The sequence below is a fragment of the Mesorhizobium sp. WSM4935 genome (assembly GCF_029625735.1).
In the GTDB taxonomy this organism is placed as follows: Bacteria; Pseudomonadota; Alphaproteobacteria; order Rhizobiales; family Rhizobiaceae; genus Mesorhizobium.
The window spans coordinates 70,247-84,409 of record NZ_JARTVR010000012.1 but is presented as its reverse complement, the minus strand read 5'-3'; the positions used below and the strand labels follow the sequence as shown (position 1 = coordinate 84,409).

Genomic DNA, 14,163 nt, shown 5'->3' with positions numbered 1-14,163 from the left:
CTGGCTTGGTTCCCGATCTTTCCAGGAGATTCTCTATGTCCAAATCCACAAACACGACCGGCAAGGCCGGCGCACCGCTCGAGCGGAAAGCCCGAAGCAACGCAATTTCCAGGCGGCTGGCGCTGGCGGCGCCGCTCGCCCTGCCGCTGGCAATGCAAGCTGCCGCAAGTAAAGCCGCGCCGCAGGCGGCCATGGACGACGCGGCTCTGAAGGAGCTTCTGGCAAGGGCGGAGGCGGCCAGTTCGGCCTTCGTGCGTGGCGACATGAAAGCCTATCTCGACCTGATCGAGATCGCGCCCGACTTCACTTTGATGCAGCCCTTCGGCGGTCCGTTCTCAAGAGGTTTCGACAGAAGCCCCAAACATCTGGCCGAACTCGCCAGCTACTTTCAGGACGGCACGGTAAGAATGGAACTGGTGCAGGCTTACGCATCGGGCGACATGGCGGTGCTCGCCGTCATCGAGTGGGGGCATGGCAAGGTTGGTGGCCTGGAGCAGGAATGGCCGCTCAGGGTGACGCTGGTTTTTCGCCGCGAAAACGGCAAATGGCTGCTGGCGCACCGGCACGCCGACCCGCTCGTCCATAAGATCAGCCTTGAGCAGCTGTCAGTACTGGCAAAGGGCTGAAGATCGTAAAGACGCTTCGGTTCGGCGGGCAGCGGAAGTCTGAGCGCCGGACCGATGGTGAAGTGATGCTAAGCCTTGCGTTCCCAGCGCCGGTCCGGGGTCTGCTGCCAGTAGGTCACGGCGTGGCCGGCTTCCTTCATCGTCTTCCAATGGCCGCGGGCGGCTTCGAGCTGTGCGGCGTCATGGCCGTCGAAGAGGAAGACGGCGCGCTCGTATCCCGATAGCTCGGGCGGGCTGGCGCCATCGACCAGGAAACGGATCTGCGCGGCGTTCTGGTTGCCCTCACCCGTGGTGAGCAGGACCGGCTGCTCGGCCGGATAGGCTTCGCGGTCGGTGGCATGAGCCAGGAAGGAATCGTCGCGGAACGTCCACAGATGCTGGTCGAGCGCGTCGCGCCGCTCTTCCGTGCCGGTCTGCACCACAGCGCGCCAGCCGCGCTCGACGCTGCGCTCGAGCAGGCCCGGCAGCGCCTCCTCCAGCGTCGATTCGGTCAGATGGTAGAAGAGGATGTCGGCCATCCCCTACCCTTCGTAATGATCGCGCACCAGCCTGTCGAGCAGCCTCACGCCGAAGCCCGAGCCCCAGGACTGGTTGATCTCGCTCGACGGCGCGCCCATCGCGGTGCCCGCGATATCGAGATGCGCCCATGGCGTGTCCTTGACGAAGCGCTGCAGGAACTGCGCGGCGATGATGGCGCCGCCATAGCGGCCGCCGATGTTCTTCATGTCGGCGTTCTTGGAATCGATCAGCTTGTCGTATTCAGGCCCGAGCGGCATGCGCCAGACCCGCTCCTGGCTGGCCTGGCCGGCGCCGAACAGCCGGCCGGCGAGCTCGTCATTGTTGGAGAACAGGCCGGCATAGTGCTGGCCGAGCGCCACCATGATGGCGCCGGTCAGCGTCGCCAGGTTGATCATGAATTTCGGCTTGAAACGGTCGTTGGCGTACCAGAGCGCATCGGCCAGCACGAGGCGGCCTTCGGCGTCGGTGTTCAACACTTCGATCGTCTGGCCCGACATCGAGGTGACGATGTCGCCGGGCCGCTGGGCATAGCCGTCGACGGCATTCTCGACGAGGCCGATGATGCCGACCACGTTGGCCTTCGCCTTGCGCGCGGCGAGCGCATGGATCAGCCCGGTGACGGCGGCCGCTCCGCCCATGTCGCCCTTCATGTCTTCCATGCCCGAGGCCGGCTTCATCGAATTGCCGCCGGTGTCGAAGGTGACGCCCTTGCCGATGAAGGCAAGCGGCGCGTCCTTGGCCTTGCCGCCGTTCCAGCGCATCACCGCAAGGCGGGCGCCGCGCGGCGAGCCTTGCGCAACGCCAAGCAGCGAGCCCATGCCGAGCTTCTTCATCTCTTTTTCGGTGAGGACCTCGACCTCTACACCGAGCTGCTCCAGCAGCTTGACGCGTTCAGCGAATTCGACCGGGCCAAGCGCATTGGCCGGTTCGTTGACGAGGTCGCGCGCAAGCAGGACGCCGTCCACCACCGCTTCCTCGCCGGCGAAGGCCTTCTTCGCGGCCGCAGGGTCGGCGCAATGGATGGTTATCTTGGCTGGCTTGGCCGCCTCGGCCTTCTTGGTCTCAGGCGACTTTGAATCGGATTGCCCGTCTTCCTTGTCCTTCCTGGTCTTGTATTTGTCGAAGGAATAGCTGCGCAGCAGGATGCCGGCGGCAAGGCTGGCCGCCTGGCGGCCATCCGGCTGCAGATCGGGCAGATCGAGGACGACGGCCACCTCGGCCGCCTTGCGCAGCGAAGCGGCAACGGCGCCGCCGAGCTTCAGCCAGGCATTGTCGTCAAGACTCGAGACCTTGCCGGCGCCGATCGCCACAAGCCGGTCGACAGACGTTCCTTCCGGCGCCAGCACCTCGGCCGAGCTTGCGAACTTGCCGGAAAAATCCGCGACCGGAAACGCGCGTGCAAGCGCGCCGGCCGGATCGCAGGCCTTCGCCGCCTCGCCAAGCCCGCCGCCATCTGCCGCGAATACGAAGACGCTGCCCTTTTTCGGCGCAGCGAATTTGGCGAAAGAAATGGAGGGTCTCGACGTCATCAGGTCCTGCTTTCGGGGATGGCCGCGCATGTCGGCAAAGGTTTGGCAAGCGTGCGCGACATTTGGTCGTTTTGAGCCATTTGGCAAGACTTTGGCCGAAATCGCTGTCTATATCAGCGCCACAATAGACAAAGGATTCGCCTCGGCACGGCGTCAGCTTTTAGCCGTAACCTGCTGTTAACCATCAATGTTTCGCATTTCTTATCCATTGGCGCGGAGACTCCGTCACGCCGGGGCAGACGGCGTGGGGCGACAATCCGGAGCGAGCCGCCTATGACCCAGTTGTGCACGCGTCGCCGGATCACTACTTTGTCGACGGGCATGATGCCGTTCGGCAAAATCGAGAAAAGCCTTCATGAAGGTCGTTGAACGCTACATCATGCGCCGGGCGCTGACGATGTTCCTCGCCGCGCTGGCCTGGACGCTGGCGATCGTGTGGACGACGCAGGTGCTGGCCAAGATCGACCTCGTTACCGACAACGGCCAATCGGCGCTGACCTTCTTCGAGGTCGCGGCCCTCATCATCCCCTCCATCATCCCAATCGTGGTGCCGTTCGCGCTGGTGGTGGCGGTGGCGCAGACGCTGAGCGCCATGAACACCGATTCGGAGCTGGCCGTGCTCAGCGCCGCGGGCGCCTCGCGCTGGACGATCGCGCGGCCGATCCTGCTGCTGGCGGCTTTCGCCTGCGCCTTTTCCTTCATCGTCGACAATGCGATAGACCCCTATGCCAGGCAGAAGAACCGACAACTGGTAGCCGCTTCGCGCGCCGACCTCGTGTCGCTGATCATCCAGGAAGGCACGTTCCGCAAGATCGATGACGGCCTCTACCTGCAGGTCGGCGAACGCCTTCCTGGCAACCGGCTGGGCGGCATCTTCGTCGCCGATTCGCGCGAGGAAGGCGCCAGCCTCACCTACTATGCCAAGACGGGCAGCATCGTCGAAAAGGGCGACGAGAAGGTGCTGATGATGAATGACGGCGTCATCAACCGCAAATCGGTGACCGGCGATCTCTCCGTCATCCGCTTCACCTCTTACGCCTTCGACATGTCGGCCTTCATGTCGGCGGCGAACGACATCACGCTTTTGCCCAAGGACCGCACGACCGCGTATCTGCTCAACCCAGATCCAAACGACAAGATGTTCCAGCGCGAACCGGGCAGCTACCGTGCCGAGCTCAACCAGCGCTTCGCCGAATGGTCCTATTCGCTGGTGTTCGCGCTCATCGCGCTTGCGGTGGCGGGCGATGCGCGCTCGCATCGCGAAGCGCGCATCAATCCGCTGATCACGGCGATCGCGATCGCGCTTTTCGTGCGGTGGCTGGGCTTCTTCGCCGCCGGTAAAGCCGACAAGGTCTGGTACTATGTCTATCTGCTCTACGGCATACCGCTCATCGCCTCCGCGGTTTCGGTCTGGTTCATCGTCTCGTCCCGCACCATGGAATTGCCGGTCAGCTGGGCCGACTGGCTGACGGGCCTTGCCAAGCGCGCCGGCGAAAACTGGACGACGTTCAAGCTCTGGCTCGCCCGGCGCACTTCGGGCCAGGGAGCCTGACCATGGGCTGGACGCTGGGTCGCTATTTCTTCTTCCGCTACGTCTCGATCACCTTCTGGTTCTTCCTGGGCCTGCTGGCGCTGGTGTTCCTGATTGACTTTACCGAGCTTTCCGGCCGCACGACCGGGCTGCCCGGCTTCACCTACGGCATAGCCTTCGCCATTTCGGCGCTGAGGATGCCGATGATCATGCTGCAGACGGTGCCGTTCGTCGGGCTGTTCTCGGCGATGGCGACGCTGGTGTCGCTCAACCGCCGCTATGAGCTGGTCATCGCGCGTTCGGCAGGCGTGTCGGCCTGGCAGTTCCTGTTCCCCTGCTGCGTCGGCGCGCTGATGTTCGGCGTGCTGTCGGTCGCCATCATCAACCCGATCGCCGCGCATGGCTTTTCCTGGTCCGAGCAGATGGAGAACGATCTAAGGGCCGGCAAGTCGAATGCCGTCACCACCAACGTCACGCCGTGGCTAAGGCAAAAGACCGAATCGGGCGACACCATCATCGGCGCCCGCGCCATCCTCAACCAGGGGCTGGAGATGGCGGATGCGGTGTTTTTCGTCCTCGACCCGCAGGGCAACATCGCCGAGCGAAAGGATGCCGCCAAGGCTTTCCTGCGCGATGGCTACTGGGAATTGCAGGACGTCAAGGTCTTCAAGGGCGGCAACATCCAGGCGCTGGCCTCCGACAAGGTGCCGACCAATCTCAAGCCGGAATTCGTGCAGGAGCGCCTGGCGCGCCCGGAAACCATCCCTTTCTACGAGCTGCCGCGCAAGATCGAGATCGCCCGTTCCTTCGGGCTCAAGGCAAACGCCTTCGCCATGCAGTTTGATTCGCTGGTGGCGTTGCCGTTCCTTCTCGTGGCCATGACGCTGATTGCTGCAACGGTTTCAATGCGATTTGCGCGAATGGGGCAGTCGGCAACGATGATTCTGGGTGGCGTCGTGGCCGGCTTTCTGCTTTATGTCGTTTCGGTACTGGTCAAGGCATTCGGTGTAGCCGGATTCGTGCCTACGGTGGTGGCTGCATGGGTTCCGGTTGTCGTGGCTATGTTCTTTGGGGTGACGTTTCTGCTATACAAGGAAGACGGCTAGTGAGGGAGGCGGTCTTGCGCAACCATAGGCAGGCCGGTTTGGCACGCCTCTATGGGGCGACCGCTTTGGCATGTCTGTTCGCCTGTGCGGTGCCGACGGCACCCGCGCTGGCGCAGCAGATTACTGCCAAGCCCGTCCCGTCCGGTTCGCAGATGCTGCTGGCCGCCGACACGCTTGTCTATGACAATGACAAGCATACGGTGACGGCCGTCGGCGGCGTGCAGATCGACTATGGCGGCAACAAGCTGGTCGCCCAGCGCGTGGTGTATAATCGCGACACCAAGCGGCTGGTCGCCAGCGGCGCCGTCGAGTTGATCAATAGCGACGGCACCAAGGTCAATTCCGACCATATCGACATCACCGACGATTTCGCCGACGGTTTTCTCAACGCGCTGCGCGTCGAGACGATCGACAAGGCTTATTTCGCCGCCGAGAGCGCCGAGCGCATGGGCGGCGTGCTCACCACCTTCCACAACGGCGTCTACACCGCCTGCGAACCTTGCGAGGACAAGCCGGACAAAGCCCCGACCTGGCGGGTCAAGGCGCGAAAGATCATCTGGAACGGCGAGAAAAAAACGGTCCGCTTCGAGAACTCGAATTTCGAGTTCTTCGGCTTCCCGCTCGCCTACCTGCCGGCCTTCGAGATCGCCGACCCCACGGTGAAGCGCAAGAGCGGCTTCCTGATCCCCGGCATCGTCTACAACAACCATCTCGGCGTCGGCGTCAAAGTCCCCTATTATTTCGCCCTGTCTCCGACCTATGACCTGACCGTCACCGGCAGCGGCTATACCAAGCAGGGTTTCCTCGGTGAGGCCGAGTGGCGCCAGCGCTTCAACAACGGCCAATACACGCTGAAGATCGCCGGCATCAATCAGCAGGATCCCGACGCGTTCATCGATTCCGCCGGCCATAATGTGAACTCGGGGCCTGCCGACGATCCGAACAAGTTCCGCGGCATGATGGGCACCAAGGGCCAGTTCGCCATCAACGAGCGCTGGAATTTCGGCTGGGACGTGCTGCTGCAGACCGACAAGGAATTCTCGCGCACCTACAATATCGAGGGCTACAGCGACCTCGTGCACCAGTCGTCGATCTATCTGACAGGCTTGAGCGACCGCAATTATTTCGACGTCCGCGCCATGCGCTTCGAGGTGCAGGAAGACACGCTCTCCAGCGATCCGACCTCGCGCTCCGCCAAGCAGCCCTGGGTGCTGCCGTCGCTCGATTATGCCTATATCCCCGACACGTCCGTGGCCGGTGGCCAGTTGTCGTTCAACGTCAACACGCGCGTGATCAGCCGCAACCGGCTGGACGCCGTGCTGGCCAATCCGATCGACGACACTTCCATCAACAATGTGCGCGGCATCGAAGGCGAATCGAGCCGGCTGAGCGCGGAAGCCGAGTGGAAGCGCACCTTCACGACGGATGGCGGTCTGCAACTGACCCCGTTGCTCGCCTTCCGCGGCGACGCCGGCTATGTCAACGCCAATCAGGCTTCGCTCGATGCCGTCAACCAGATGGCGACGAATCTCGGCGAAAACGTCGACATGCGCTCCTCGCTTGCCCGCTACATGGCCACCCTCGGCCTCGAGGCGCGCTGGCCACTGCTGTTCTCGATGTCTAGCTCCAGCCATATCCTGGAGCCGACGGCGCAGGTCTTCGTGCGTCCGAACGAGCAATATGTCGGCGGACTGGCCGTCCCCAACGAAGACGCGCAGAGTTTCGTCTTCGACGCCACGACGCTGTTCGAGCGCGATAAATTTTCCGGCTATGACCGCATCGAAGGCGGCACGCGCGCCAATGTCGGCTTCCGGTACTCGGGCGCCTATGACAATGGCTGGGCCACGAACGCCATCTTCGGCCAGTCCTACCAGCTCGCCGGCGAAAACTCCTTTGCCGCGCCCGATCTCGTCAATGTCGGGGCCGAGTCCGGCCTGGACAAGCGGACCTCGGACTATGTCGGCCTTGTCGGCTTCAATAGCCCGAGCGGTTTCTCCGGATCGCTGAGCGGGCGTTTCGACGAGCAGACCTGGGAGGTCAGACGCGCCGAAGTGAAGGCCGCCTATTCCAGCCTGCCGATATCGCTCAGCGCCAAATATGCCTTCATCGAGGCACAGCCGCTCTATGGCTTCACCACCGACCGCCACGAGCTCACCCTGGGCGCTTCCACGCATCTGGCGCAGAATTGGCGGCTGTTCGGCACCGGCACCTACGACCTCCAGACAAATGTGCTGGTCAAGGACGGTGTCGGCTTCGCCTATAACGATTCCTGCTTCACCTACATCATGACGTATTCGCAGACGCGCGACACCGTCACCAGGGAAGTGTCGCAGAACATCGGTTTCAACCTGTCGTTCCGCACGCTCGGCGATTTCGGGTCGTCAACAAGCGCAGTCGATACCATCCAGTGAGCACGGCGCGGCGCATGGGCTCGGAGCCGTGTGCTCATGGTGCTTGGGCTTGATTTGACGCGTGATCCCTTGAGTATAGGCTCAATTCTCGGCGTCATGGGCCGGCGACATCGTTTCGCCGCATAGGACGGGCATGGGGTCGACTGCATCGCGCAGGCGCTCGGAGGACGCGCGGCGCCGTCATGGTGGGGAAAAATCGGGAAGGCAAGATGAGGAAATACTTTTTTTCGGCGGGATTCGCGCTTCTGGTGGCGGCGGCCACGGTTCCGGTCACGGCTGTCGTGCAGCCTGCTTTCGCCGCTGAGATCAAGTACATCGTCAACGGCATACCGATCACCACCGGGGACATCGCGCACCGCGCCGCCTTCTTCAAGCTGCAGCATAAGAAAGGCGATGCGAAGGAGGAGATGATCGACCAGACGCTGCGGTTGGCCGAGGCCAAGCGGCTCGGCATCCGCATCACCGACCAGCAGGTCGACGCCGCCTACCAGCGCTTCGCATCGGGCAACAAGATGCCGCTGGCGAAGCTCGACGCGATCATGGCGCAATCGGGCGTCACCAAGGAGCATTTCAAGGAATTCATCCGCGCCCAGATGGCCTGGAACCAGGCGCTCAGCGCGCGCTACCGCTCCGGCGAAGGCGGCTCGGTGACCGAGCAGGACGCCGTGCGGCGCATGCTCGACAAGGGCGGCGCCAAGCCGACCGCGACGGAATACATGCTGCAACAGGTGATCTTCGTGGTGCCGGCATCGGAGCGCGCCGCCACGCTTGCCAAACGCAAGCGCGAGGCCGACGCCATGCGTGCCCGCTTCAGCGGCTGCAACACCACGCGCGAATTCGCCAAGGGCCTGCTCGACGTCACCGTGCGCGACCTCGGTCGCGTGCTGGCGCCGCAATTGCCGTCCGACTGGGCCGAGCAGATCAAGGCGACCAAGGTCGGCGGCGCGACGCCGACGCGCGAGACCGAACGCGGCGTCGAGTTCATCGGCATCTGCTCCTCGCGCGAGGTCTCCGACGACAAGGCTGCGCAGATGGTGTTCCAGGCCGAGGGCAGCAACGACAAGGACGCCGAAGAGCTCAGCAAGAAATACGTCGCCGAACTGCGCCAGAAGGCCAAGATAGTCGAACGCTAGAGCGACAAGCGTGTCTCGACAGAGCAGCGAGTTCGCCCAAACCATGAGCGGCCCGGTCCGCGCGCCGGCATGAGTATGCAGAAAACCGATGCCCCGCTTGCGCTCAGCGTCGGTGACCCCTCGGGCATCGGACCCGAGATCGCCATCGCCGCCTGGCAGGCGGGCGACAGCGCCGGCGTACCGCCCTTCTATCTCATCGCCGACCCCGCCTTGATCGAAGCCCGTGCCCGCCTCGTCGGCGCGAATGTCACGATTGCCGAGACGCTGCCGGGACAGGCAGCGCATCACTTTGCCCGGGCCCTGCCCGTCGTACCGCTCGATGCGCGCCATTTCGACAGCCCGGGAGAACCGGACCCGGCCAACGCCGCGGGCACCGTCGAAGCCATCGAGCGCGCCGTCGCGGACTGCCTCGCCGGCCGCGCCGCCGCGATCGTCACCTGCCCAATCGCCAAGAAGCCGCTCTATGATGCCGGTTTCGGCTTTCCCGGCCACACCGAATATCTGGCGCATCTGGCCTCGCGCCACACCGGCACGGACGTGAGGCCGGTGATGCTGCTGGCAGGACCTGAACTGCGCACCGTTCCGGTCACCATCCACATCGCATTGGCCGAGGTGGCAAAGGTGCTCACGACGGAGCTGATCGTCGCGACCGCGCGCATCACCGCCGCCGATCTCAAGAGCCGGTTCGGCATCAAGCGGCCGAAGCTTGCGATCGCCGGGCTCAACCCGCATGCCGGGGAAGGCGGCGCCATGGGCTCCGAGGATGCCGCAATCGTCGCCCCGGCGGTTGAGATGTTGAAGGCGGAAGGCATCGATGCGATCGGGCCGCTGCCGGCGGACACGATGTTTCATCCGCGTGCGCGCGCCTCCTATGACGCGGCGCTCTGCATGTATCACGACCAGGCGCTGATCCCGGCCAAGACTTTAGCCTTCGACGAGGCGGTGAACGTGACGCTGGGTCTGCCCTTCATCCGAACCTCGCCCGATCACGGCACCGCTTTCGACATCGCCGGCAAGGGCATAGCGCGCCCCGACAGCCTGATCGCCGCGCTGAGGTTGGCGCGCCGGCTGGCCGACAGCGGACGGCGGGCCGCCACCGCATGAGGCTCCATTGAACGGACGCACCACGATCGACGGGTTGCCGCCGCTGCGCGAGGTGATCGAGCGGCATGGGCTGCAAGCCAAGAAAGCGCTCGGGCAGAATTTTCTGCTCGACCTCAACCTGACAAGCAAGATCGCGCGCGCGGCCGGAGATCTCGGCGAGGCGACGGTGATCGAGGTCGGTCCGGGTCCAGGCGGACTGACGCGGGCGCTGCTCTTCAACGGCGCGCGGCGCGTGATCGCCATCGAGCGCGACGAGCGCTGCCTGGAGGCGCTGGCGGAGGTCTCCAGGCATTATCCCGGCCGGCTCGAGGTCATTCCCGGCGATGCGTTGAATACGGATTTTGGGGCGCTTGCCGGCGCGGCGAATGGCGGGCCTGTGAAGATCGTCGCCAACCTGCCCTACAATATCGGCACGGAGCTTCTGATCCGCTGGCTGACCGTGGCCGATTGGCCGCCCTTCTACCAATCGATGACGCTGATGTTCCAACGCGAGGTGGCCGAGCGCATCACCGCAGGTCCCGGCCGCGACGCCTATGGCCGGCTCGGCGTCCTGGCCGGCTGGCGCACGGAGGCGAGGATCGCCTTCGACGTGCCGCCGCAGGCTTTCATTCCACCGCCCAAGGTCACCTCCTCCGTCGTGCATCTGGTGCCGCGCTCGTCTCCCCTGCCCGCCGACGCAAAAAAGCTTGGCCGCGTCACCGAAGCCGCCTTCGGCCAGCGCCGCAAGATGCTGAGGCAAAGCGTGAAGAGCCTGGGTGGCGAGGCCCTGCTGCTGCGCTCCGGCATCGAGCCTACGCGGCGGGCGGAGACGCTGAGCGTGGAGGAGTTTGTGAGGCTGACGAACGCGGTGTAGCCGCGCCTTTCCCTTCTCCCCTTGTGGGAGAAGGTGTCGCCGAAGGCGACGGATGAGGGGTGCTCCAGGGAATGCCAACGTCTCACTCCGCTGGAACACCCCTCATCCGTCTCGGCGCTGCGCGCCGATCCACCTTCTCCCGCAAGGGGAGAAGGAAAGGTCACCCCGTTTTCTCGTCCAGCAAGCCGGAAATGAAATCGAACAGCCCCGGCCGCCGGTCGCGGCGAAGCCGCTCCGCCGTGACGATGGCGCGGACTTCGGCGAAGGCGCGGTCGAGATCGTCGTTGACGATGACGAAGTCGTATTCCTTCCAATGCTCGATCTCGAGGCGGGCGTTCTTCAGCCTGGTCTCGATGACGGATTCCTGGTCCTCGGCGCGGCGCTTCAGGCGCGCCTTCAATTCCTTCATCGACGGCGGCAGGATAAAGATCGAGACGATGTCGGCGCGCATCTTCTCCTTGAGCTGCTGGGCGCCCTGCCAGTCGATGTCGAAGAGCATGTCGCGACCTTCGGCGAGCGCCACCTCCGCCGGCTCGCGCGGCGTCGCGTAGCAATTGCCGTGAACCTCCGCCCATTCGAGCAGCGCGTCGGAATCGCGCAGCCGTTCGAACTCACGCATGGTGCGGAAATGATAGTGGACGCCCTCGATCTCCGAGCCGCGGCGCGGCCTTGTGGTGACGGAGACCGAAAGCTCGAGGCTCGAATCGCTTTCCAGAAGATTGCGCGCGATCGTCGACTTGCCGGCGCCCGACGGCGACGACAGCACCAGCATCAATCCGCGGCGGCGGATGCGGGATCCCAGATCCCTGGCAGACGTCGGCTCCTTGGCAACCATTCCCGTCACTCCAGATTCTGGACCTGCTCGCGAAACTGGTCGACCACCGCCTTGAGTTCCAGCCCGATCGCGGTGACCGCCGCGGCATTCGACTTGGAGCATAAGGTATTCGATTCGCGGTTGAATTCCTGCGCGAGAAAATCGAGCTTGCGGCCAACGGCGGCGCCGCTTTTGAGCAGCGCCCGCGCCGAAGCGACATGAGTCTTCAGCCGGTCGATTTCCTCGCGGATGTCGGCCTTGGTGGCAAGAAAGGCCGCCTCCTGGTGCAGCCGGACGGCGTCGAGATTGGCCGAGGCATCCATCAGCAGACGCAGTTGCTCGGTGATACGCTCGCGGATCGCCGCGGGCTCCCGCGAGGGATCGGCCTCGGCCTTCAACGTCAGCGCCTCGATGGCGTCGATATGGCCGGCAAGCAGCGCCCCAAGTGCCGCGCCCTCGCTGCGGCGCGCTTGCTCCAGCCCGCCAAGCGCCGCCTCGAGCGCCGAGAGGATCGCAGCATCGAGAATGGCGCGCTCCTCTTCGGTTTCGACGGCTTCGGGAATGTCGAGCACGCCGCGCAGGGAGAGCAGGCCGTCGGCGGTGGCGGGCTGGGTGCCGAACTGCTCCTGCAGGCGCTTCGCCAGCCCCGCGAGGTCCTTGAGGAAGGCCTCGTTGACCACCGGCTGGGTTTGCCTTGCGGCGGCGCGGCCGACGGTCAACGTCGCCTGAAAATTGCCGCGCGCGAAACGCTTCTGAACGGTCTGCCGGACGACCGTCTCCAGCCGGTCGAATCCCTGCGGCAATCTCAGCCTCACCTCGGCGCTCTTGCCATTCACGGACTTCACCTCCCAGGCGATCGAGGTGCCTTCGCTTTCGGCGGCGGCCCGCGCAAAACCGGTCATGCTTTGCAGGCTCATTGCCCTGTCGTCCCCCTGTCGCGGCCAAGGCAAGCGTGGCCCAGCGCTGCGCGCCCCAGAAATCGCCGGACGATCGGCCGGCGCCCCCTAAAAACATGAATACGGCCTCGCGTCAAAGGACGCGTGCTTCCGTTGGATGCAGGTCGTTTCCCCAAAGCCGCTACGCACTTTTGGGCGACATGCTTCTGTTGATGCAAGTCGCTACCCAAAACCGCTACGCACTTTTGGGCGACATGCATTGCGCCTACTGCGCTGCGTCGCCGCCAGCATCCCCGTTCTCGCCATTGTCTCCGGCGTCGCCGTCGGCGTTGCCATCGGGAGCGGCCGGCGCCGTCGTTTGGCCGGAAGCCTTGGCGGCGGCATCCGCCTGCTTCTTCTGCAGCGCCCGGTAGCGGGCGACGTTCTGGTTATGCTCTTCCAGCGTCGCCGCGAAGACATGGCCGCCATTGCCGTCGGCGACGAAATAGAGGTCGTCGGTCTTCGAAGGATTGGCGACCGCTTCGAGCGCCGCACGGCCCGGATTGGCGATCGGCGTCGGCGGCAGGCCCTTGATCATGTAGGTGTTGTAAGGCGTCTGCTTATCGAGGTCCGACTGATAGATCGGCCGGTCGGCGGGCTTTCCCTTGCCGCCGAACAAACCGTAGATGATGGTCGGGTCCGACTGCAGCCGCATGCCCTTAGCCAGGCGGTTGAGGAACACCGCGGCGACGCGCGAGCGTTCATCGCTCCTGCCCGTCTCCTTCTCGACGATCGAGGCGAGCGTGACGAAGTCGTCGATGTTGGCGATCGGCAGATCGGGAGCGCGGTGCGACCAGACGTCTTCGACCAGTTTCTTCTGGTCGGCGATCAGCTTGTCGATCATCTGCTGCCTTGTCGCGCCGCGGGTGAAGCGCAGCGTGTCGGTGGCGATGCTGCCTTCCGGCGGCAAGGTCGCCGGCATGTCGCCGGTGAGCGCCTCCTGATCGGCGACGCGCTGCAGCGCCTGCTCGACCGTCAGCCCTTCGGGAATGGTGAGCGAGTACATCACCGACTTGCCGCTCTTGAAAAGCTCCATGATGTCGCGCATCGAGGCACGCGGCTTGATAGCGTATTCGCCGGCCTTCAACGCCGATTCATTGCCGGTGGCGCGCACGCCGAGCCGGAAGATGCGGGCATCGCTGATCAGGTTTCGGCGCTCGAGCTGGTCGGCGATCTCCTGCACGCCGGTGTTCGGCTTGACCATGAAAGTGTCGCCATTGGCGGACGGACCGGGCTCGACGAAAGCCTGCATGCCGAAATAGAGCGCCGCACCCGAGGCGAGCACCACCAGGATCACCAAGGAGAGGAAGAAATTCAGGAACACGACGACCTGGCTGCGCGAGGCGCGCGAACGCTTCGACGGCGGCGGTGTGCCGGCTTCCGGGCGCAACGCCTCGGCCGCGGTCTTCGGCACGATCGGGCCCTTCGTGCCTTGCCGTCCGAATTCCCCGTCGCTCGGATTAGTGTTCATGACGCCCTGCCGTCTGATCTTGCAACGAATCCCCCGGCGAAAAGCTAGGGGCAAATTTGGCAAAAATGACGGCAGTTGGCGGACTGCCGATTGGTCTGTCTCTGAGCAAATCCGGAGGGGAAACCGCACGC

12 protein-coding genes are annotated in these 14,163 nt (G+C 64.3%); 7 read left to right on the top strand and 5 right to left on the bottom strand.

What is annotated here, in order from left to right; translation table 11 throughout:
* The first annotated feature begins 35 nt into the window (after positions 1–35).
* A complete protein-coding gene (locus tag P9273_RS23690) occupies positions 36–626 on the top strand; it encodes a YybH family protein (RefSeq protein WP_278050926.1) in 591 nt (196 codons plus the stop codon).
* Between the two features lie 68 nt (positions 627–694).
* On the opposite strand, the gene P9273_RS23685 is transcribed toward P9273_RS23690, so the two are convergent.
* Positions 695–1,144: a DNA polymerase III subunit chi gene (locus P9273_RS23685; RefSeq protein ID WP_041008379.1), complete on the bottom strand. Its 450-nt coding sequence runs from the start codon at positions 1,142–1,144 to the stop codon at positions 695–697.
* A gap of 3 nt (positions 1,145–1,147) precedes the next feature.
* Positions 1,148–2,674 carry a leucyl aminopeptidase gene (locus P9273_RS23680; protein WP_278050925.1) on the bottom strand — a complete coding sequence of 509 codons (1,527 nt, stop codon included), beginning with the start codon at positions 2,672–2,674 and terminating at the stop codon, positions 1,148–1,150.
* Between the two features lie 355 nt (positions 2,675–3,029).
* Here P9273_RS23680 and lptF point away from each other — a divergent pair, with 355 nt between their 5' ends.
* From lptF to rsmA, 6 genes are all read left to right on the top strand, one after another.
* Positions 3,030–4,226 carry an LPS export ABC transporter permease LptF gene (gene lptF / locus P9273_RS23675; protein ID WP_278050924.1) on the top strand — a complete coding sequence of 399 codons (1,197 nt, stop codon included), beginning with the start codon at positions 3,030–3,032 and terminating at the stop codon, positions 4,224–4,226.
* Positions 4,227–4,228: 2 nt separating this feature from the next.
* Positions 4,229–5,311 carry an LPS export ABC transporter permease LptG gene (lptG, locus tag P9273_RS23670; protein WP_041001921.1) on the top strand — a complete coding sequence of 361 codons (1,083 nt, stop codon included), beginning with the start codon at positions 4,229–4,231 and terminating at the stop codon, positions 5,309–5,311.
* Positions 5,311–7,722 (top strand): LPS-assembly protein LptD, encoded by a 2,412-nt coding sequence (locus P9273_RS23665; RefSeq protein WP_278050923.1) that lies wholly within the window; start codon positions 5,311–5,313, stop codon positions 7,720–7,722. The genes lptG and P9273_RS23665 overlap by 1 nt, the downstream gene beginning before the upstream one ends.
* Before the next feature lie 209 nt (positions 7,723–7,931).
* Positions 7,932–8,855: a peptidylprolyl isomerase gene (locus P9273_RS23660; RefSeq protein ID WP_278050922.1), complete on the top strand. Its 924-nt coding sequence runs from the start codon at positions 7,932–7,934 to the stop codon at positions 8,853–8,855.
* A gap of 75 nt (positions 8,856–8,930) precedes the next feature.
* Positions 8,931–9,959, top strand: a complete 1,029-nt coding sequence (pdxA, locus tag P9273_RS23655) for a 4-hydroxythreonine-4-phosphate dehydrogenase PdxA (protein WP_278051021.1) — start codon at positions 8,931–8,933, stop codon at positions 9,957–9,959.
* 7 nt (positions 9,960–9,966) lie between these two features.
* Positions 9,967–10,812: a 16S rRNA (adenine(1518)-N(6)/adenine(1519)-N(6))-dimethyltransferase RsmA gene (rsmA, locus tag P9273_RS23650; RefSeq protein ID WP_278050921.1), complete on the top strand. Its 846-nt coding sequence runs from the start codon at positions 9,967–9,969 to the stop codon at positions 10,810–10,812.
* Positions 10,813–10,972: 160 nt separating this feature from the next.
* Here the strand turns inward: rsmA and gmk are convergent, their stop codons facing one another.
* The 3 genes from gmk to mltG form a co-directional block, all read right to left on the bottom strand.
* Entirely contained in the window at positions 10,973–11,647 is a 675-nt protein-coding gene (gene gmk / locus P9273_RS23645; RefSeq protein WP_278050919.1) for a guanylate kinase, read from the bottom strand.
* A gap of 5 nt (positions 11,648–11,652) precedes the next feature.
* Positions 11,653–12,543 (bottom strand): YicC/YloC family endoribonuclease, encoded by an 891-nt coding sequence (locus tag P9273_RS23640; protein WP_278050918.1) that lies wholly within the window; start codon positions 12,541–12,543, stop codon positions 11,653–11,655.
* Between the two features lie 244 nt (positions 12,544–12,787).
* The gene (gene mltG / locus P9273_RS23635; RefSeq protein ID WP_278050917.1) at positions 12,788–14,032 is read right to left on the bottom strand and encodes an endolytic transglycosylase MltG; all 1,245 of its coding nucleotides are present in this window, start codon (positions 14,030–14,032) and stop codon (positions 12,788–12,790) included.
* Positions 14,033–14,163 lie beyond the last annotated feature (131 nt).

What these genes read in the sequence shown, in the direction of transcription:
- P9273_RS23640 (WP_278050918.1), bottom strand. Translation starts at nt 12,543, where the DNA reads ATGAGCCTGCAAAGCATGACCGGTTTTGCGCGGGCCGCCGCCGAAAGC.
- P9273_RS23660 (WP_278050922.1), top strand. Translation starts at nt 7,932, where the DNA reads ATGAGGAAATACTTTTTTTCGGCGGGATTCGCGCTTCTGGTGGCGGCG.
- P9273_RS23685 (WP_041008379.1), bottom strand. Translation starts at nt 1,144, where the DNA reads ATGGCCGACATCCTCTTCTACCATCTGACCGAATCGACGCTGGAGGAG.
- mltG (WP_278050917.1), bottom strand. Translation starts at nt 14,032, where the DNA reads ATGAACACTAATCCGAGCGACGGGGAATTCGGACGGCAAGGCACGAAG.
- pdxA (WP_278051021.1), top strand. Translation starts at nt 8,931, where the DNA reads ATGCAGAAAACCGATGCCCCGCTTGCGCTCAGCGTCGGTGACCCCTCG.
- P9273_RS23680 (WP_278050925.1), bottom strand. Translation starts at nt 2,674, where the DNA reads ATGACGTCGAGACCCTCCATTTCTTTCGCCAAATTCGCTGCGCCGAAA.
- gmk (WP_278050919.1), bottom strand. Translation starts at nt 11,647, where the DNA reads ATGGTTGCCAAGGAGCCGACGTCTGCCAGGGATCTGGGATCCCGCATC.
- P9273_RS23690 (WP_278050926.1), top strand. Translation starts at nt 36, where the DNA reads ATGTCCAAATCCACAAACACGACCGGCAAGGCCGGCGCACCGCTCGAG.
- lptF (WP_278050924.1), top strand. Translation starts at nt 3,030, where the DNA reads ATGAAGGTCGTTGAACGCTACATCATGCGCCGGGCGCTGACGATGTTC.
- lptG (WP_041001921.1), top strand. Translation starts at nt 4,229, where the DNA reads ATGGGCTGGACGCTGGGTCGCTATTTCTTCTTCCGCTACGTCTCGATC.